Here is an 18,439-nt window from a genome sequence, read left to right on the forward strand (position 1 = left end):
GGTGCCGGGAAGGACTGCTGAGAAAGGGAGTGCGCCATGCCCAACTGGTTACGCATTCAAGGCTGACATGTTAACGCTAGGCAAACAAGACCTATCACCGCAGAAATAACGACTTCACCGTGTGGGATTCATCACATGGGCTGGCGGACGCATCGCGCTCATTCGCCCGGACCGAAGACGCAGTCCATCTCCTGGACCGCCAGCGCCTCGGCCGCCCGCAGGTAGTGCTCCTGCTGGGCAAGCGTGCGCGCCCCCGGCAGAAGCGAGAGGACGACGCCGGCACTGCGTGCTCCCAGATCCTCCGCCTCATGCTCCTGGACCAGCAGGTCCCAGAGAGTGCGGGCAAAGTGCGGTACCGGAGCATAGCCTGCCGCATCGAAGCTGGGCAGCAGGCACAGGTGCGCCATCATCACGGCGGCGTCGTCGGCCGCGTAGCCCGGCCCTACGGTGTCGGCGTCGATCAGCGCCGTCACCTCAGAAGCATCGGCGGCCAGAAACAGATTGGCGGGATGAAAGTCGCCGTGCACGGGAACCACCGGCCCGGGCTCCGGCCTTAGGTGCGCTCGAATGCTGGCGAGTAAGTCCATGAGGCGCTCACGCGGAGCCCCCGACGCCGCAGCAGGTCCGATGAAGGTGCCCAGCCGCTGAGCGACGGGAGTTCGGGGACGCAACTGCAGAGCGCGCCTGCTCAAACCACCCGTGGCGCCGGGAATCAGGGAGGCATCCAGCGGAGCGGCCTGCGGCGGCCGCGAGGGCAGATACAGATGCTCTGCCAGGGCAGCCCCCTCGGCGGCGCGCAGCGCGATGATGCCATCCCCCAGGTCGGTGAATGCGGGCGTGAGGGGAGAAGCCCGGTAGCGATCCAGCAGTTCGGCGACCTTGGCGGGCCTGACAACCTTGAGGAAGAGATGCTCCCGCGGTGCCGGCTGCCCTGCACCGGAGGGTTCCAGGACGAGATCCACCCGGTAGACGGCTCGCCGAAGCGGGCTCAGCACCCGCAGATCGGTGCTGGCGACCTGCCATCCACGGGCGTGGAGGTCTTGTGGGGTCGCTGCTGTCGAGCCGCGGGTCAGAAGTCCCGAGGCCGCCAGTCGCTCGCCGAGAACTGCGGGGTCTTCAGCGATCCGCAGTCCGGGAAGGTGGGGATCGGCGGGATGGGCCCACAGGTGCAGGGTTCCCACGGAGGACTCGCAGCGGACCGCGCCCAGGGCCTGCCGGTCCGTATCGCTGAGCTGGGCCGTCGAGGCGATCAGGCGCAGCGTGTGGCCGTCAGCCTCTACGAGGTACTTCGCCGAAGTCTCCGCTCCGGGGCGCGTGTAGACGCGCTCCAGCTGCCAGGCATCCAGAGGAAGCCCGGCGGAGGCGAGCGCCGGTTGGAGCACCCAGCCGGCGTCGTCGCTGCGAAGAAACTCCTCGACGGCGAAATTCATAGCTCTATCCTGTCACCGCGGTCTCCAGGGCGGGGGTCACCAGTCTGGCAGCACCCCGCGAACGCCCGCTGCAGCCTGCATCGCGGGTGGCTGGAGGGCGCGATGAGAAAACTCTCACGGATTTTCGGCACATTGGTCCTGTCACCAGTGAGAAACTTGTGCGGTGACTTCTGCGCCCAAGACCACGAGTGCCCGCCGTCGATGGCCGTGGCGGACCATCACGGTGCGTGCCCGCATCCTGGCCGCCGTCGTGGGTCTCGCCGCACTGGCGCTGGTGGTCTCCGGCTACACGGCCTTATGGCTGCAGCAGCTTCGGGTCGAGGCTCGGGTCGACGCCGAGCTCAGCGCTGACGCCGAAGAGTTCCGCCAGCTGCATGAGGTGGGGGTGGATCCCACCACCGGAGAGCCCTTCGCCTCTCCCGAGGATCTGGTGCGCACGGCGATGCAGCGCGTGATTCCCGCGACCAACGAGGGCATCGGCGGTTATGTGGGGGAGCGCATGGAGTACACCGCTCCCGTGGCCGATGTGGCCATCCACGAAGACCCTGAGCTGCGGCAGGTGCTGTCCCAGATGGCCGTGGGAGACCGCGCCCGGTTCGTGACCACCACCACCGATCTCACCACCTACCGCTCCGCCGTGGTGCCGGTGCACCCGTCCGAGGAGCAGGCCGAGGAGGGAATGGAGTCCGCCGCCCTCGTGCTGGTCTATGACCTGGAGCGAGAGCAGCGAGTCTTCTCCGAGGTCTTCATCATCTACGCGGCCGTCGCCGCATTCTCCCTGCTAGTGGTGGGACTGGTCGGCTGGATCGTGGCCGGCCGGGTGCTGTATCCCATCCGGGTGCTGGCCAGCACATCCCGGCGCATCGGCGGTGGCCGGGATGAGCTCTCCGAGCGGATTCCCGTCTCCGGGCGTGATGATCTGGCGGAGATGACCGAATCCGTCAACGCCATGCTGGACCGGCTCGAGGGGTCTTTCCGTGCCCAGGATCAGCTCATCCACGACGTCAGTCACGAGCTGCGCACCCCGATCACGATCGTGCGCGGACACTTGGAGGTTCTCGATCCGGCCGACCCCCAGGACGTGGACGCCACGCGTGAGCTGACACTTGACGAACTCAAGCGCATGAATCGCGTAGTGGACGATCTCACGACCCTGGCCCAGGCCGACCACCCCGGGTTCGTGCAGCCTGAGCCCACCGATATCGGCATTCTCACCGACGAGATGTATGACAAGGCCGTGGCGCTGGGACAGCGACGCTGGCGGGTCTCGCACCGCGCCGAGGGGGTGGCCATGATGGACCGGGAGCGCATCACCCAGGCCTGGCTGCAGCTGGCCGCCAACGCCGTGAAGTTCTCCCCGCCGGATTCCGTCATTGCGCTGGCCTCAGTCATCAGCAGCGATGAAGTGGGTTTCAGCGTGCGGGATCAGGGGCAGGGCATTGCACCCGAGGACGTGGACCGGATCTTCGAGCGCTTCGAACGCACCGATCGCTCCGCTCCGGGATCGGGTCTGGGGCTGCCGATCGTTCAGGCGATCGCCGCGGCCCATGACGGCCGGGTGGAGGTCGACTCTGAGCCTGGGGCCGGTTCCACCTTTACTATCGTCATACCCGCCCCGGACATCATCGAGGCGGAGAAGCCGCTGGACGAATCGGAGGACCTCCTGCCGTGACCTCTGTACTGATCATCGAGGACGAGGACCGCATTGCCTCGTTCGTGGAGAAGGGCCTCAAGGCTGCCGGCTACGCCACAGTGCGCGCCAAGACCGCCGGTGAGGGCTTCGAATTCGCTCTGAACACCCACAATGACCTGGCGGTGCTGGACCTCGGGCTGCCCGATGAAGACGGTCTGCAGCTGCTCTCACGCCTGCGCGGGCGCGGGTGGACCACGCCTGTCATCATTCTCACCGCCCGGGGGACCCCCACGGACACGGTGGCCGGCCTGGAATCCGGCGCGGATGACTACATGGCCAAGCCGTTCAGCATTGACGAGCTGCTGGCGCGCATCCGGCTGCGTCTGCGCTCGGGGTCCGCAGAGGAGCCTACGACGCTGAGTGCCGGACGGCTGGTGCTGGATCTGCACGCACGGACGGTGAAGACCGACGACGGAAAGGAGCACGAGCTCTCCTCGCGGGAGTTCGCGCTCGCCGAGACCTTTATGCGTCACCCCGGCCAGGTGCTCAGCCGGGAGCAGCTTCTGGAGCGGGTGTGGGGTTACAGCTTCGACCCCGGGTCCAATCTCGTGGACGTCTACGTGCGCTATCTCCGGGCCAAGGTCGGTGCCGACACGATCCGCACCGTCCGTGGCGTGGGCTACCGCTTGGAAGCCTGAAGGGCCCTCAGCTGACACTGAGGGAGTCCTCATCAGCTGACGGCCCTTCACTGGGGTTCTACGTCGTGGGAGTCGTGGGTGCTGTCCACGTGGTGGGGCTGGTGACCTCGCCCTGGTACACCGACGGCGGCGGGGGAGCCACCGTGGTCGGCGGTGGCGGCGGCGCCTGAGTGGTGGGAGCCGTGGTGGGCGCAGAGGCCTGCTGCTGGCCCCCACCGGAGCCTCCTGAGCTGGAACCGCCGGAGCTGGAGCCGCCCGAGCCCCCTGAACCGGACTGTGATGAGCTGGAGCCTCCGCGCGACCGCTCGCTGGGGGAGGACTCAGGGGTGGGCGGCGTCGTGGTCTCCGGGGTGATCTGGGTCGGAACTGCCGTGGGGGAGGGGCTTTCGCTGGGCTCGGTTCCGGAATCCTGCGAGGCAGAGGCGACCTGCATGGCAGGGCCGAGATCCTCGCTGGCCCGGTCGCTCATGGCGTGCACCATTGCGGTGCCGCCCCCGAGGGCGACAATGCTCAGGGCCCCTGTCATGACCCAGGTGGTCTGTCTGCTCATCGTCTGGGAGATGCTCCTTGGTCGGTGGTGAATTCTCATCCTAGAGACACCCCCAGTTCATCTCGCCAATGTGAGGGAAAAAGGAGACGAACATGAGAGAACTCTCATTTTGCGCTCTGCGGCCGCGGTGGTGGGGCCCCGGCAGATGATTCAATAGAGCCCATGTCCGATTCCGCTCCGCTGCCGCAGCGGCCCGCCAGCGTCTGGGCCCTCTACGTGATCCTCTTCCTGCAGGGTGCCGCCGTCGTCGGCTTCACTGTGGCCGAAACCCTGATGTCCCAGGCCGAGGTGCTCGACGCCGCAGGCCAGATCGCCATGATGGTGCTCTTCGTGCTCGCCGGAGTCATCCTCATCCTCCTGGGATTCCGCATCTTCATGGGCTCGGCGGCGGCACGCACCCCCTCGATGGTGCTGCAGCTGCTCATCGTAGTGCTCTCGTTCCCGTTCCTGATCGGCGGAGCATGGCTTCTGGGACTGATCTTCCTGGTTCCCGCCGCCGCGGCGCTGGTGCTCCTGTTTGTGCGGCCCACCCAGATGTGGCTTGAGAAGACCGCCGAACCCTGAACCGGCACACCTCAGGCCACGCCTGAGTCCCCCAGCGGAGTCGTGATCGGCTCCCTGAGCACCTGGTGCACAGTCCTGCGCAGCTGCGCGGCCACCGGGGCGTACTGCGGGCGGAACGCGTAGACGCATCCCAGACGCAGCAGCGCAGCGGCCTCGTAGACGCCAAGGGACGGCGCCGGGACGGAGCAGCTGCGCGCAGCGCTGTCCACTGCAGCGACGACGACGCCGGCCTGTTCTGCCGACCACAGCCCCTGGGTGTGGCGCAGCAGAGCGTGGGCGCGCAGATTGCCCAGGTCCAGGGCCGGATCAGCCAGGGCCGCAGTGTCCACGTCCAGCAGTCCGGGGCCCTTGGGCGACCACAGCAGTTGCTTGTCGTGGAGATCGCGATGGCTGACGCGCAGCGGTGCCTGTGGCAGCTCCTGCAGGAGGACTCCCAGGGACTCTGCAGCGGCACAGAGTTCCCGGCCCTCAGTCATCAGGGGTGCGGCCTGCTCAGCCCAGTGCCTGAGTACCTGGGACTCCTCCGTCACGCCGTGGACGGCGGTGGTGTGCTCAGCGGACCGGCGGCCGGCGGCCTCCCACGCATGGAGAACGTCCTCCCAGGCCTGGTGCCAGAGTCTTCCCGGCAGCTCCTCAGGGCTGTGGAGACTGACCCCCTCCAGACGCCGGAAGCGTACCCAGGCGGAGCGGGCAGCGTCATCTACCTGTATCAGTTCCGGTGTGCGGAACGGGCCTTCAAAGACTGCCGCACGGGTGATGCCGTCCAGGATCCCCTGTGCGCGGCCCGGTCGAACGATCTTGATGAAGGAGTCAGTCTCTGCCTCGTGGACCACGGCCCGCTTGGCGGGGCGGTGGGAGACCACGTCGCCGCGGCGCGCGAAGGCAGCCAGTGCCGGCAGCTTGGGGTCCTCGCCCTCCGGCAGCAGTGCGAGCTGCTGGTGCTCCCACCAGCCTGCACGGATCTGGCCGGCCGCGTCCGCTTCCAGCCCGCCCAGTTCCACGCCCAGGCGGCAGGGGTGCTTATCGGGCCAGGCCCGCCGGACGGACCAGCGGGCTCCTTCAGCATTGAGCTCGCGGGGCAGCGGCTCCGCAGCGGTATGAGCCGGAGACTCTTCGGGTGCGGAGGTCACAGTCTCTGCGGTGGGTATGTTTCGCGGCGTCGTGGTCATCCGTGGTGCGGTCATGATTCAGCGGCCTCTCGTCTTACGGTTCGCGGGCATCGCTCAGGGCCTCTTCGGCCAGTTCGATCGCTCGGGTGACGGCCTGCGGCCAGTCTCTCTCCCGGTGGCGGAAGGAATCCAGAGAGGCGCTCAGGTGCGCATAGGCCTCCCAGCTGCGGGAGGCAGCAGATCTCCGCAGGGCGGAGACGCATTGTCCGGAGGCCCTGGCATAGCCCTCCAGGAAGGGATCTACCAGGTGGGGCAGGTCCATGCGACGGCATGCCGCGACCCAGGAGCCCAGATCCCGCAGGGCCTCGCCCATGCCGCTGCGCTCCAAATCGATGAACCGGATCTTGTGGGATCCCTCCGCGGCAAGGATGACCTGGTCGGGGGAGAGATCACCATGGAGCCGGACTATCGACCCGGTGCCGACCTCGGTGAGACGCTCGGTGAGCAGCTCGCTCAGCCGCGCTGAGCGGCGTTCCAGCCAGGGCGCGTAGAGGGCCACGGCGTGGGCCGGGGTCTGAGGATCCACCGGGAGGACACCGCCGGGTGGCTGTGCGGAGTCAGCGGGCTCGGTGCCCGCACCACAGGGGAGAGTGGTTCGGGCGTGCAACTGAGCCAGTGCCGCGCCGGCCGTCTCGGCGGCGGGTGCGTGGGGGTGATGCACCAGATCGCCGTAGCCCCACAGCGGAACGATGGTGGCGGAACCGCGCTGGCCCAGCGGGCGGGCCCGCGTGACGGGCACTTCGGCGCTGCGCCACTGCTCCTGAATGCTCAGCAGGCGCTCGCCCGCACCGGGCACTACGCGGATGACCTTTCTGGTCTCGCCCTCGCCCACGGCTGCCACTAGCCGGCGGCGAGGATTGTAGCGCAGGACCTCGACCGGCCGCCCGCCCAGGGCCGAGCGCATATCGGCGACGTCCTTGGCCAGGACCGGGTCGGCCCAGACACTGCCGCTGATGATCCATGGAGACTCATCGCGGAGCACGGTGAGAGTTTCACCGACTTTGGAGGCGCGCTGCAGAGCCTTGGTGAACTTGTCGGCGTCGTCGGTGATGGTGATCCAGCCGTAGCCCGAGCAGGAGGCCCCGGTCCTTCTGGGCCCTGCCTCCCGAAAGGCCACCACCAGCGAGTGCCGCGGCTTGATGCGCAGATGCGTGATCAGAACCTCGCGGCCCAGCAGGGCGCTCAGCCGGTGGGAGTCCAGCAGGGCCTCGGCGCCGTCGAGCCCGATCAGCTCGACGATGTGCGCGTCCGCCTGCTCCTGAGGCGGTACGTGCGGCGGCGGAGCGACCTGAGGCAGTTCGTAGGTCATCATGACAGTCGCACCTCCTGACGGGCCTCGGCGGCGGTGACGGACGGGGACTCAGACGGGTCAGTCTCCAGGCTGCGGCGCTGTGCGGCTGCCCACTGGGAGAGTCGGGTGCTGGAATCAGCCATGAGCACGGCCGGCGAACCATCCTCGACGATCGAGCCGTTCTCCAGCCACAGGACACGGTCCAGACCCTCGATCATGCTCAGGTCATGGGTGATGGCCAGAGTGGTGCGCCCCTCGGTGAGCTCGCGTAGAGAGGACTCCACCAGTCCGCGCGATGCCGGGTCGAGGCCCGTGGTGGGCTCATCCAGCAGCACGATGGGCGCATCGCGCACCAGGGCTCGGGCGATGGCGATGCGCTGTCGCTGGCCTCCGGAGAGCGTGTCTCCGCGGTTGCCCAGCACCGTCTCATACCCCTCGGGCATGGCCATGATGAAATCATGGGCACCGGCACGGCGGGCAGCCTCTTCAATCTCCTCATCGCTGGCGTCCTGACGGCCGTAGCGGATGTTCTCCCTGATGCTGGTGGAGAACAACACCGATTCCTGTAGGAGGATCGAGATGTTGCGCCGCAGGTCAGCCTTGGCCACACTACGGGTCGAGTACCCGTCCACCAGCACGGCGCCGGAGTCGGGGTCTGCCAGTCGCAGCAGGTAGCCGGCCAAGGTGGACTTGCCCGCGCCCGAGGCGCCCAGCAGGCCCACGCGCTGGCCCGCAGGAATCCGCAGGTTCACGTCGTCGAAGAGCTGCCGTCCGCGCCCGTCCTGGGCGCTGACCCGGTGGAAGCACACCTCGCCGGAGACCCGCCCCATCGGCATGGGGTCCTTGGGATCACGAATCTCCACGGGCTCATCCAGCAGGTCCGCGATGCGCTCGCCGGAGGCAGCGGCCCGGGCAATGCGCCCGGTGTACTTGGCCATATCCCGTAGCGGCTTCATCGCGATCTTCAGGTACATCAGAAACAGCACCATGTCACCGGGGGTCATGATGCCCTGCAGCACCTGCCAGCCTCCGAAGCCCAGAACGACGGCGGTGGCCAGCCCCACGAACATGTCGGTGGACCGCTCCAGCCGAGCCGCCAGACGGCGTGCCTTGATCCCGGCCTTCAGCGCCTTGGCATTGCCGGCGGCAAAACCCTGCGCCACCGTGTTCTCCAAGCCGTAGGCCTGCACCACACGGATGGCGCCCATAGCCTCAGCGGCGTCGCCCACCAGCTGGCCCTCACCCTTGCGGGTGGCGCGGGAGGCGGAGCTGATCTTCGGGGACAGCGCCCGCGAGGCCAGCAGATAGCCGCCCGCGGTGAGCATGACGACCAGGGACAGGGCGGGGTTCAGCACAACGACCACGATCAGCAGGGCCACCAGCGTGAGCAGGTTGCCGACCAGAGGCAAGCCTGCCGTGACGGCGACCTCCTGCAGGCGCCCCATATCGCCGACCAGGCGCTGGGACGTATCTCCCACAGAGGCTTTGGAGTGATAGCGCAGGGACAGTGACTGGATGTGCTCAAAGACCTTGGAGCGCAGCCTGGCCGCCACCTTCACCCCGACCTTGGCGAAGGCGATGGTGGAGCCGTAGTTGGCCACAGCGCGCCCCGCCACGATGAGCGCGAGGGTCACCGACCAGAAGGCGATCATCCGGCCCACGTTCTCTCCGGAGTCAATCGTCTCGTTCACCTGAGCGCCCAGCGCCTCGGTGACGGCGTCGATCGCGAACTTCACCGGCCACGGCTCGAGGATGCGGAACAGCACATCTCCCACCAGGGCCAGGAAGCCGAGTGCCAGGAGCAGCTTGTGCTCCGTCACGAAGGGCAGCACCATCCGCAGGGTGCGGCGCAGCGCGGAGCGGTGCAGCGCACGCGACTCCTTGGACGTAGTGGAGGAGCGAGTCTTCTTCGAGGGGCTCATACGCGCATCACCTTCCGGTTGAGCGGTGCGGAGTTCTCGGTCGGGAGGGTTTCACCGGCAGGCCAGGTGCTCGGAGTGTCGGAGACCGGCACCCCGGCCTGGCCGAGGACATCGGCTGCGCGAGCCCTCCAGCTGTGATGGGCGACGACGGCGGCTCGGGCATTGCGGCCCAGACGCTGCCGCCGTGGGGCATCGGCAGCCAACTCGCGCAGCGCGTCCGCCAGTGCGTTCACGTTCGAAGGCTCCACCGTGAGGCCCGCCGCCTGATCTGCCGGGCCCTCGGAGCTCAGCAGGTGGGGCAGCTCGCCCACTTCCGAGGCCACCACGGGAAGACCTGCTGCCATGTACTCGTAGGCCTTCAGGGGGGAGAAGTAGTGCTGCTGGGTGTCAGACGGTACAGGATACGGCGCGGTGGCGACGTCGAACCGGCCCATTACCTGCGGGACATCCTGCGGCGGCACCGCGCCGTGGAAGACTACGCGGTCCCGGATGCCCAACTCGGCGGCCAAGGCCGTCAGATCTTCGCGCAGCGGTCCGTCGCCGACGATCTCCAGCTGCCACGGTCGAGCAGGCGAGCGCTCGCCGTCGTCGTGCGCAGTTTCCGTTGCGGCGGCGGCAGAGGCGGCGGCGAAGGCCTGGAGAAGAATCTCCGTGCCGTGCCAGGGCTTCAGAGTGCCCACAAAACCCACGGTGAAGGCGGAGTTCCCGCCGGCGGCAGGACGGAAACGCTCGGTGTTGACGCCATTGGGCGTCACGACGACGCGCGGCTGGGCCGTCGCAGAGTCCTGGGAGGCCCCGGCCTCCTGCGCAGCCCATGCGGCCACGGCTTCGGAGACGCAGCTGAGCACCGTAGCGCATGAGAAAACCTCTGTGGTGATCTGCTGGGCCAGCTGCTCGTGATGCAGACTCCGGTGGGCGCGCTGCTCCTGGGCCAGGGGCGCGTTGACCTCCACCACGAGGGGAACGGTGATGCCGCGGGCGTGCAGCTGCTGCTTGGCCTGGACGCCGGCGTCGGAGAACAGGCTGTAGCGCTCATAGATGAGTTCGCAGCCTTCCTCCGCGGCCAGGGCAGCCATGCGGGAGGCGGCGCGCATGACGGCCAGCTCCCGCTCCGCGGCACCCTTGGCTCCGGCCACACTCACGGTGAAGATCGGCAGATCCTGCAGGTCCTCGGGCACGAACTCCGTCTCCGGGCGTCCTGCCTTGTTGCCGCGCTTGGTGCAGTAGACGGTGACCTCGTGCCCCAGGGCGCGGAAGGCTCGGATCATCTCCTGAGCGTGGACGCTGGCCCCCTTGGTGCCGAAGATCCCGATGCCGGGATCGGCAAGGATGTAGGCGATTCTCATACGAGCACCTCCTGTGTGGGCCCAGTACGGACGGCGCGATCGGGTCCGTCGCTCAGCCGGTCTTCCCGGGCGCTTGGCGCACCCGCGGGCAGGGAGGCGCGGACCGCGGCGGGCTGGTCTGCCGCAGCTGACTGCTCTGTCTCGGTGAGATCGGGCAGGGTCGGCAGGTCAGCGCGCGGGGTGCTGACCAGTCGTCGAAGATGCGTGGCTTGGCGCCGGGAGTCGAACAGAGACTCCACAAGGTTTCTGGCGGCGTCGGTGATCTGGCGGCGTCGCTGGGAGGTGATGCCCAAGGCTTCCCGCACGGCGCCGGTCAGGGCCTCTGCATCCGAGGTGGGAACCAGCCAGCCGGTGCGCTCGGCGGTGGGGCTGCCGTTGCGGATGACCTCGCCCACCGCAGTGACGTCGGCGGCCACGCAGGGGATGCCGCGGGCCATGGCCTCCAGCAGCACCGTAGGCAGACCATCAGCATTGCCGTCGGCGCCGACCACGAAGGGGGCCACGAACAGGTCGTGGCTGCCGAGCATCTCGGTGACCTCGGCCTGGGTGCGAGCGCCCAGCAGGGAGACCTCATCCTGAACGCCGAGCGCGGCGATACGCTCTCGCAGGGGGCCGGCCTCGGGGCCGTCACCCAGGATGTCGGCGCGAACGCTCATTCCAGCCGCCTTGAGGCGGGCCACGGCGTCGACGATGTGGAGGAAGCCCTTCTTCTCCACCAAGCGCCCCACGGCCAGCAGACGGGGGACGCCGTTTCCGGACGGGCGCTCGGGCTCGTAGGGAAAGCGCTCCAGGTTCAGGCCGTTGTGCACCAGGTACAGGCGCGAGGTTGCGGTGCCGAAGCGGCGGCGGAGGTCCTCCAGGTTGTAGCCGGAGATGGTGATCGCGTGGTGGGCATCGGCCAGCTTGCGCCGCAGCTGCTCCTGATCCACGCTCTCGTGGAAGATGTCCTTGGCGTGGGCGGTGAACGAGTACGGCAGTCCGGCGATCATGCCGGCGGCCCGCGCTACGGTCGTGGCCACTGAGGCGAAGTGTGCGTGGAGGTGGGTCACCCCGTGCTCCAGTGCCGCACGAGCCACCATCACGGACTGGAAGGCATCATCCTGGTCCAGTTCCAGCAGCTCGGGCAGGGCCCGGGCAAGCCCGGCAGCCACAGTGGGCTGTTCCGCAGCCTCGCCGAGGCGCTGCCAGAAGCGGCTTGCGGCGGAGGTGCGTCCGATATGGATGACGGGAGCCTGTACGCGCGCCAGCTCGGCGTGGAATCGGGTATCCGTGGTGGGGCGCAGGGAGAAGATCACGATCTTCTCCCCGGCTGCCTCGCGGGCCAGGATCTCGGAGACGACGAACGTCTCTGAGAACCGGGGATACATCTTCAGCACATAGCCGACCACCGGTGCGGGTGCCTGGGGCAGGACAACGTGCTCAGAGGCAGCGGTGCTCTCAGACAGGGCGGTGTTCTCAGACGGAGACATGGGGGATCCTTTCGGTGGCGTTGTGCTGCAGCCCGGTAACGGCTGCGGGCCGCTGGGCGGCCAGAAGTTCGTGGGCGACGTCGCCGATGTGGGTTAGGCCGTCGAGGTCGATGTGGTCGCGGAACGTCCTGCGCCGGACGGCGGAGGAGAACCATTCGCCCACGGCCTGGGCAGAGAGCTCATCGGCGGGCAGCAGGTCAACGGCCCCTGCCCGTGCCAGGGCCGCGGCACGGCGCGGCTGCTCCTCGCGGTGGCCGGAGCGCGGCACGGTGAGCGCCGGCGTCGTGGTGGCCATGACCTCTGCCATGGAGTTGTAACCGGTCATGGAGATCACCGCCGCGGCATGGCGGACCAGCTTCGGCACGTGCGGAGCGTAGCGGCTCACACGCACGGTGCCCTTCGGCGCTCCGGAGCGGCAGACCGCATCGAGGATCGCGTCGTGATCCTTCTGCGGCATCTGCGGGCCGGTGAGGATGATGTGCGTGTGCCCGGCCGGGACTCGGGCCGTGGCGGCGGCCAGGCCCAGTGCTCCGCCGTCTGAGCCGCCGCCGACCATGGTCAGTACATACGGCTGGGGGGCCTGGACTCCGGAGGGTCCCACCGGATCGTCCGGGCGGCCGTGGGAGAGGTAGCCGGTGAATACAGAGCGCTCGGCCAGCGGGCCCGGCAGCTCACCGGTGGCCACCGGATCGTAGACTCCTCGATCCCCGTAGACCCAGACGGCGTCGTAGGCGGCTGCCACGGCGTCGGCCCCGCTGAATCCGTTCCAGGAGGCCTTCTCCCACTCACGGCGGGCGACGTCGGGAGAGTCCAGCACCTCACGCAGGCCCAGCACGGTGGCGGTGCCGCGCTCACGCAGCATGCTCAGAGCCTCGCCCAGCTCATCTCCCACGCCGAAGGGGTGGCGATCGGCGATGAAGAGGTCCGGTTCGACCGCCTCCAGTGCGGCCGCGGCGGTGCCGCTGCGCAGTGCGGTCAGCCGGGAGGCGCTGACCCCGAGGTTGCGGCTGGCGTAGCCGCCGGGGGTACGGGCGAATCCGGGAAGCACCAGCCAGTCCCACCCGGGAGGCAGGGCGTCCTGGGTGGCGTCGGGGTGTCCGGCGATGAGGAGACCGCGCACGCGCTGCCCGGTCAGCCGCGGCAGATCAGCGGCCAACGCATGGGCCAGTGCACGATTGCGCCGGGCATGGCCCAGGCCCAGCGAATCGTGGGAGTACATAGCGACAGTGATGCTCATGGTGCTCAAGCTTTCCGGCCCAGTGTGAGAGCGCCATGAGAGCTTCATGAGAAAAATGAGCCCGTTCTCTCATCTTCGTCTCATGGGGCTCTCACTCCTGATTCCTAGCGTCTATTCCCAGACACGAAAGCCCCAAGACACGTGCAGGGCCGCTGTGAGCCCTGCGTGGGAACAAGGACGAACAATGAGAATTCTGGTCACCGGCGGAGCCGGCTACATCGGCAGCGTCGTGACGCGCTGCCTCGTGGAGGAGGGGCACGACGTCGTCGTGCTGGATGATCTCTCCACCGGACACCGTGAGGCCGTGGACTCCCGGGCCGAACTCGTGGTGGGGGACATCACCCGACCTCAGCGAGTCCTGGGCGGAGTCGATGCCGTGGTGCATCTGGCGGCGCGGTCCCAGGTGGCGGAATCCGTGGCGTATCCGGAGCGCTACTGGCACGGCAATATCACCGCGACCATGGCGCTGCTGGAGGCGATGCGCGAGGCCGGGGTGAAGAAGATGGTCTTCTCCTCGACCGCGGCGGTGTATGGCAAGCCGCGCGGTCGGGTCATCACGGAGGAGCACCCCACCGCACCCATCAACCCCTACGGAGCCTCCAAACTGGCGATCGACCACATGCTCGCCGCCTCGGCGGCGGCCCACGGGCTGGGCGCGGTCTCGCTGCGCTACTTCAACGCGGCCGGGGCACTTGCAGAGCTGGGGGAGCGGCACGAGCCGGAGACCCACCTGATCCCGAATCTCCTGGAGGCTGCGTTCACGGGTGCCACCGCCAAGGTCTTCGGCACGGACTATCCGACCGACGACGGCACGGCCGTGCGCGACTACATTCATGTGGCCGATCTTGCCCAGGCGCACCTGCGCGCCCTGGAGAGCATCGAGCCCTCGCGGCACGAGGTGTTCAACCTCGGAACCGGGCGGGGTCATTCGGTGGGCGAGGTGCTGCTCGCGGTCCAGCACGGCACCGGCCAGGAGGTAGAGGTCGAGCACCACCCGCGGCGGGCCGGGGATCCGGCGGTGCTGGTGGCCTCCCCGGAGAAGGCCCGGCGTCTGCTGGGGTGGCTTCCGGAACGGGGTCTGGAGGAGATGATCGCCGACGCCGCGGCGGCACGGAATATGCAGCGTGGCGCTCCTGCCGCCGCAGCTTAGGGGAAGGTGCAGAAAAAGTGTGCCGAAACCTCAGCAACAGCCCGGGATCAGGCAGTCATTGCGTGGTTTCGGCACACTTTTCTCCCACGTCGCCTGCTGCAAGCAGACGGCGGGGCCGGCATCGGGCGGCACGGTTCAGTAACGTTCAGTAAATCAGTAACGTTCAGTAAAGAGGGTCAGTTGACCGGGCCGGTCCACTTCTCGCCCGGGCCCTTGCCCGGCGCGTCCGGGATGAGAGATGCCTCGCGGAAGGCCAGCTGCAGAGAGCGCAGGCCGTCGCGCAGGGGGGCGGCGTGGCTGGATCCCACCTCAGGCGCAGCCGCAGTGACCAAACCGGCCAGCGCGGTGATCAGCTTGCGGGCCTCATCGAGGTCCTTCAGCTCCTGCGCATCAGGGCCGTCAGCCAGGCCGGTCTTGACCGCCGCGGCGCTCATCAGGTGCACCGAGACGGTGTTGATCAGCTCGACGGCGGGCACCTCGGCAATGTCGCGGGTGTGGAGGCCCACGGCCTCGGCGAGTTCCTCGGCAGCGGGTGCAGCCTGGTCGGGGGTGTTGGGGTCACTGTGCATGCTGATAAGCTTGTCACAGTCCAATTCGGCCGCGCCACCGCGTGCCCGAAGCTGAGACACCCAAACAGACTTTCATCGAAGCAGGAGCAGGACAGATCAGCGAACCACGCATCAACAACCGCATCCGTGTGCCCGAAGTCCGCCTCGTCGGCCCCCAGGGGGAGCAGGTGGGCATCGTCAGGATTGAAGACGCGCTGCGTCTGGCCGCAGAAGCTGATCTAGATCTGGTTGAGGTTGCCCCTCAGGCCAAGCCGCCGGTCTGCAAGCTGATGGACTTCGGCAAGTGGAAGTACGAGGCTGCAGTCAAAGCCCGTGAGTCCCGCAAGAATCAGACCACCACGGCCCTGAAGGAAGTTCGCTTCCGCCTGAAGATCGACGACCACGACTACAACACCAAAGTTGGTCACGCTCGTCGTTTCCTCGAAGCCGGTGACAAGGTCAAGGCCATGATCCAGTTCCGCGGCCGCGAACAGCAGCGCCCCGAGATGGGCGTGCGTCTGCTCCAGCGCTTCAGCGAGGATGTGGCCGATCTTGGCCAGGTCGAGTCCTCGCCGCGTCAGGACGGCCGCCACATGGTGATGGTCGTCGGCCCCCTGAAGACCAAGGCGCAGGTGAAGAACCAGGCCGTTGAGGCCGAGGCAGAGGATGACTCCAAGCCGCGCGGCAAGGCCAAGAATGAGCGTCGTGCCAAGAAGAACGCCGAGCGCGTGAACACCGATGCCAAGGCCGCTAAGCCGCTCTCCAACTCGATGGAGGACTACCTCCCGGACGAGCTCAAGAATCTGTGATGTTCCGCAGGCGGGGTGCCCCGCCTGCTCTCCACGAGGTGGCCCGCACACCCGGCCCACCGGGCGCCCGGGTCCCTGACCTCGCGGCTCCCGGTCCGCTCGCGCGGACCATCACGCCTGAAGACGATGTTCCGCGGGCGGGATGTTCAACCAGTGTTGCTGTTTTCGTCGGAATAGCCGGAGATTCCGACGAAAACAGCAACAGCAGATTCTGTATGGATTCCATCCGCGGGTGGCCCGCGAGCCGTTCGGCGGAGCCGAGAGGCCTCTGGCGCCCGCCGGATTCGGCAACTGCCCGGCTGTCCCGTATCATGGACAGTCGGGTTTGCTGATCTCTGCCCTCATGGGCGATCAGCTCCTGATGAAAAGGGATCCCGGCCGGGCCTACCGGCTGCGTGATCCACCTCTGCACCGCCGTCGGCCCGTGATGTGATGCGGGCGCCGACACAAAGGTGCTGCAGGTCCGAACGATGTAAGGAGAACGGCACCATGCCGAAGAACAAGACCCACTCCGGGGCCAAGAAGCGTTTCAAGCTCACCGGCTCCGGAAAGATCAAGCGCCAGCAGGCTAACCGCCGTCACTACCTGGAGCACAAGTCTTCCCGCCTGACCCGTCGCCTGGCATCTGACCAGATCGTCACCAAGGCTGACGAGAGCCGCATCAAGAAGATGCTCGGCAAGTAAGACCTACGGCTTAAGACTTCCAGGAGAACTAGAGAATGGCACGAGTAAAGCGCGCAGTGAATGCGCAGAAGAAGCGCCGCAAGGTCCTTGACCGGGCCTCCGGCTACCGCGGACAGCGCTCCCGCCTGTACCGCAAGGCGAAGGAGCAGCTGCTCCACAGCTACACCTACAACTACCAGCACCGCAAGAAGCGTAAGGGCGACTTCCGCCGCCTGTGGATCCAGCGCATCAACGCTGCCTCCCGCGCTCACGGCCTGACCTACAACCGCTTCATCCAGGGCCTGAAGGCCGCTGGCGTTGAGGTGGACCGTCGCATGCTGGCCGAGCTGGCCGTCTCCGACGCCAAGACCTTCGAGGCCCTGGTGGAGACCGCACGCAAGGCTCTGCCCTCGGACGTGAACGCCGCTAAGGCCGCGTGATCACCACGTCCTGACGCCTTACCGCGGACGACGACGGCGCCCGTTCCCTCACGCAGGGGACGGGCGCCGTTGCGTTGTCTATAAGGTGGGGACCATCGTCCCTCCCCGCACCCTCTGATGAAGGAGCAGCTCGCGTGACCGATGAGTTCCTGATCGAGAACCCCCGTTCTGACCGCGTGAAGAAGGTCGCTGCCTTGGCCACGCGCGCCGGGCGGAAGAAGCAGAAGCTGTTCCAGGCGGAGGGCCCCCAGCCGGTGCGTGAGGCACTGGCCCTGTGGCTGCGCCGGTGGGATGAGCCGGACACCTTTGCCACCACCGCCGATCCCCGGGATAGCGGGCGACGTCGGGCTCAGCTGGCCCCAGTCTGGTGCCTCCCCGAGGTGGATGCCCTGTACTTCGACCCCGAAGCACTCCAGCAGCACCCGGACATCGAGGCGCTGCTGGACCGGGTCCGTGAGGTCCTCTTCGACCCCGAGCGCCAGCTTCCCCGTGAGGCACGGATCTTTTTGCGCGAGGCCACCAGTGAGGTCCTCAAGGCCATGGGAGACGCCGAGACCTCCCAGGGCATGATCGCCGTATGCCGGATCCCTGAACTGGAATTCGAAGGACTCGACTCTCTCCTGGTGGGTATGAGCGCGAGCACCGTCCAGGTCACGAGCGAAGGCAGCACACAGGGGGCGTCCGTGAACTACCCGCCGGTGCAGCTGGCACCGGTCCTGGCAGGAGTTCAGGATCCGGGCAACGTCGGCACGCTGATCCGCACCGCTGACGCGGCAGGGGCCGGTGTCGTCATCCTCACCCCGGGAAGCTCCGACCCTTGGGCTCCCAAAGTGGTCCGCGCTGCCGCGGGTTCGCACTTTCACGTGCCCATCGCCAGCGGCATCGACCTTCAGCAGCTGACAGACTTCGTGCGCAGCAATGGTGGCCAGGTTCTGGCCGCGGACGGCTACGGCGACGTCTCGCTGGCGCAGCTGCAGGCCGAGGGTGGAGCAGGGCTGGTGCCTCCCACCTACTGGCTGCTGGGCAATGAGGCGCACGGCCTCAGCGACCAGGAGAAGGCGCTGGCCGACCAGCGGGTCTCCATCCCTCTCTACGGACAGGCCGAATCGCTTAACGTCGCCGTCGCAGGCGCCCTGTGCCTCTACGCCTCGGCCACGGCCCAGCACGCGGGGGAGGGGGCGTGAGCTACTCGCCGCAGGGCAGGGAGGCTGAGAACACGGGCTTCGACTGCATCCACTGCGGCCAGCCCATCCCCAAACACACCGGGGGCAGCTACCGGAATCACTGTCCGCGCTGCCTGTGGTCGCGGCACGTCGACGTCATGCCCGGGGACCGCGCGGCAGACTGCGGTGCGCCCATGGAACCCGTCGGCGTGGACCACTCCGGGAAGAAGGGCTACATCCTGCTTCACCGCTGCACCGCCTGCGGCGCCCAGGACCGGAACAAGCTGGCTCCGGATGACCGCATGGACGCCGTCATTGCGCTCATGGCTCCTCCCTGACCGGCGAAGCCGACGACGA

18 protein-coding genes are annotated in these 18,439 nt (G+C 67.7%); 9 read left to right on the forward strand and 9 right to left on the reverse strand.

What is annotated here, in order from left to right; genetic code table 11:
- Positions 1-158 precede the first annotated feature (158 nt).
- Complete coding sequence (locus RH857_RS02670) at positions 159-1,430, reverse strand: phosphotransferase (protein ID WP_310536431.1); 1,272 nt, start codon at positions 1,428-1,430, stop codon at positions 159-161.
- Positions 1,431-1,593: 163 nt separating this feature from the next.
- On the opposite strand from RH857_RS02670, the gene RH857_RS02675 reads away from it, so the two are divergent.
- Complete coding sequence (locus RH857_RS02675; RefSeq protein WP_310536432.1) at positions 1,594-3,102, forward strand: sensor histidine kinase; 1,509 nt, start codon at positions 1,594-1,596, stop codon at positions 3,100-3,102.
- Entirely contained in the window at positions 3,099-3,761 is a 663-nt protein-coding gene (locus tag RH857_RS02680; protein WP_310536433.1) for a response regulator transcription factor, read from the forward strand. Before RH857_RS02675 ends, RH857_RS02680 begins: the two co-directional genes overlap by 4 nt.
- A gap of 58 nt (positions 3,762-3,819) precedes the next feature.
- On the opposite strand, the gene RH857_RS02685 is transcribed toward RH857_RS02680, so the two are convergent.
- Positions 3,820-4,311, reverse strand: coding sequence for a hypothetical protein (locus RH857_RS02685; protein ID WP_310536434.1), 492 nt, complete (start codon positions 4,309-4,311; stop codon positions 3,820-3,822).
- Positions 4,312-4,473: 162 nt separating this feature from the next.
- On the opposite strand from RH857_RS02685, the gene RH857_RS02690 reads away from it, so the two are divergent.
- A complete protein-coding gene (locus RH857_RS02690; RefSeq protein ID WP_310536435.1) occupies positions 4,474-4,875 on the forward strand; it encodes a hypothetical protein in 402 nt (133 codons plus the stop codon).
- Between the two features lie 11 nt (positions 4,876-4,886).
- Here RH857_RS02690 and RH857_RS02695 read toward each other — a convergent pair whose 3' ends face one another.
- From RH857_RS02695 to RH857_RS02720, 6 genes are read right to left on the reverse strand one after another with little or no spacing between them, the layout of a single operon-like run.
- Positions 4,887-6,059 carry a phosphotransferase family protein gene (locus tag RH857_RS02695; RefSeq protein ID WP_310536436.1) on the reverse strand — a complete coding sequence of 391 codons (1,173 nt, stop codon included), beginning with the start codon at positions 6,057-6,059 and terminating at the stop codon, positions 4,887-4,889.
- Between the two features lie 19 nt (positions 6,060-6,078).
- Complete coding sequence (locus RH857_RS02700) at positions 6,079-7,356, reverse strand: phosphotransferase (protein ID WP_310536437.1); 1,278 nt, start codon at positions 7,354-7,356, stop codon at positions 6,079-6,081.
- Entirely contained in the window at positions 7,353-9,257 is a 1,905-nt protein-coding gene (locus tag RH857_RS02705; RefSeq protein WP_310536438.1) for an ABC transporter ATP-binding protein, read from the reverse strand. The genes RH857_RS02700 and RH857_RS02705 overlap by 4 nt, the downstream gene beginning before the upstream one ends.
- Positions 9,254-10,603, reverse strand: a complete 1,350-nt coding sequence (locus RH857_RS02710; protein WP_310536439.1) for a glycosyltransferase family 4 protein — start codon at positions 10,601-10,603, stop codon at positions 9,254-9,256. The genes RH857_RS02705 and RH857_RS02710 overlap by 4 nt, the downstream gene beginning before the upstream one ends.
- On the reverse strand, positions 10,600-12,072 hold the full coding sequence (locus RH857_RS02715; protein ID WP_310536440.1) for a glycosyltransferase family 4 protein: 1,473 nt from the start codon (positions 12,070-12,072) through the stop codon (positions 10,600-10,602). The genes RH857_RS02710 and RH857_RS02715 overlap by 4 nt, the downstream gene beginning before the upstream one ends.
- On the reverse strand, positions 12,059-13,309 hold the full coding sequence (locus RH857_RS02720) for a glycosyltransferase family protein (protein WP_310536441.1): 1,251 nt from the start codon (positions 13,307-13,309) through the stop codon (positions 12,059-12,061). The genes RH857_RS02715 and RH857_RS02720 overlap by 14 nt, the downstream gene beginning before the upstream one ends.
- 184 nt (positions 13,310-13,493) lie before the next feature.
- Here RH857_RS02720 and galE point away from each other — a divergent pair, with 184 nt between their 5' ends.
- Positions 13,494-14,459 carry a UDP-glucose 4-epimerase GalE gene (gene galE, locus RH857_RS02725; protein ID WP_310536442.1) on the forward strand — a complete coding sequence of 322 codons (966 nt, stop codon included), beginning with the start codon at positions 13,494-13,496 and terminating at the stop codon, positions 14,457-14,459.
- A gap of 176 nt (positions 14,460-14,635) precedes the next feature.
- On the opposite strand, the gene RH857_RS02730 is transcribed toward galE, so the two are convergent.
- Positions 14,636-15,028 (reverse strand): DUF1844 domain-containing protein, encoded by a 393-nt coding sequence (locus RH857_RS02730; RefSeq protein ID WP_310536443.1) that lies wholly within the window; start codon positions 15,026-15,028, stop codon positions 14,636-14,638.
- Positions 15,029-15,069: 41 nt separating this feature from the next.
- On the opposite strand from RH857_RS02730, the gene infC reads away from it, so the two are divergent.
- The 5 genes from infC (at position 15,070) to RH857_RS02755 (ending at position 18,420) form a co-directional block, all read left to right on the forward strand.
- Positions 15,070-15,816: a translation initiation factor IF-3 gene (gene infC / locus RH857_RS02735; protein WP_310536444.1), complete on the forward strand. Its 747-nt coding sequence runs from the start codon at positions 15,070-15,072 to the stop codon at positions 15,814-15,816.
- Between the two features lie 489 nt (positions 15,817-16,305).
- Entirely contained in the window at positions 16,306-16,500 is a 195-nt protein-coding gene (rpmI, locus tag RH857_RS02740; RefSeq protein ID WP_310536445.1) for a 50S ribosomal protein L35, read from the forward strand.
- A gap of 35 nt (positions 16,501-16,535) precedes the next feature.
- A complete protein-coding gene (gene rplT, locus RH857_RS02745; protein ID WP_310536446.1) occupies positions 16,536-16,919 on the forward strand; it encodes a 50S ribosomal protein L20 in 384 nt (127 codons plus the stop codon).
- 134 nt (positions 16,920-17,053) lie between these two features.
- Positions 17,054-18,103, forward strand: a complete 1,050-nt coding sequence (locus tag RH857_RS02750) for a TrmH family RNA methyltransferase (RefSeq protein ID WP_310536447.1) — start codon at positions 17,054-17,056, stop codon at positions 18,101-18,103.
- The gene (locus RH857_RS02755) at positions 18,100-18,420 is read left to right on the forward strand and encodes an RNHCP domain-containing protein (RefSeq protein ID WP_310536448.1); all 321 of its coding nucleotides are present in this window, start codon (positions 18,100-18,102) and stop codon (positions 18,418-18,420) included. Before RH857_RS02750 ends, RH857_RS02755 begins: the two co-directional genes overlap by 4 nt.
- The last annotated feature ends 19 nt before the right edge of the window (positions 18,421-18,439 follow it).

Source organism: Nesterenkonia flava, assembly GCF_031432335.1.
In the GTDB taxonomy this organism is placed as follows: domain Bacteria; phylum Actinomycetota; class Actinomycetes; order Actinomycetales; family Micrococcaceae; genus Nesterenkonia; species Nesterenkonia flava.

Bases quoted from the DNA above. Each gene is read 5' to 3' on its own strand.
- RH857_RS02670 (WP_310536431.1), bottom strand. From the start codon at position 1,430: ATGAATTTCGCCGTCGAGGAGTTTCTTCGCAGCGACGACGCCGGCTGG.
- RH857_RS02685 (WP_310536434.1), bottom strand. From the start codon at position 4,311: ATGAGCAGACAGACCACCTGGGTCATGACAGGGGCCCTGAGCATTGTC.
- RH857_RS02690 (WP_310536435.1), top strand. From the start codon at position 4,474: ATGTCCGATTCCGCTCCGCTGCCGCAGCGGCCCGCCAGCGTCTGGGCC.
- RH857_RS02695 (WP_310536436.1), bottom strand. From the start codon at position 6,059: ATGACCGCACCACGGATGACCACGACGCCGCGAAACATACCCACCGCA.
- RH857_RS02700 (WP_310536437.1), bottom strand. From the start codon at position 7,356: ATGATGACCTACGAACTGCCTCAGGTCGCTCCGCCGCCGCACGTACCG.
- RH857_RS02705 (WP_310536438.1), bottom strand. From the start codon at position 9,257: ATGAGCCCCTCGAAGAAGACTCGCTCCTCCACTACGTCCAAGGAGTCG.
- RH857_RS02710 (WP_310536439.1), bottom strand. From the start codon at position 10,603: ATGAGAATCGCCTACATCCTTGCCGATCCCGGCATCGGGATCTTCGGC.
- RH857_RS02715 (WP_310536440.1), bottom strand. From the start codon at position 12,072: ATGTCTCCGTCTGAGAACACCGCCCTGTCTGAGAGCACCGCTGCCTCT.
- RH857_RS02720 (WP_310536441.1), bottom strand. From the start codon at position 13,309: ATGAGCATCACTGTCGCTATGTACTCCCACGATTCGCTGGGCCTGGGC.
- galE (WP_310536442.1), top strand. From the start codon at position 13,494: ATGAGAATTCTGGTCACCGGCGGAGCCGGCTACATCGGCAGCGTCGTG.
- RH857_RS02730 (WP_310536443.1), bottom strand. From the start codon at position 15,028: ATGCACAGTGACCCCAACACCCCCGACCAGGCTGCACCCGCTGCCGAG.
- rpmI (WP_310536445.1), top strand. From the start codon at position 16,306: ATGCCGAAGAACAAGACCCACTCCGGGGCCAAGAAGCGTTTCAAGCTC.
- rplT (WP_310536446.1), top strand. From the start codon at position 16,536: ATGGCACGAGTAAAGCGCGCAGTGAATGCGCAGAAGAAGCGCCGCAAG.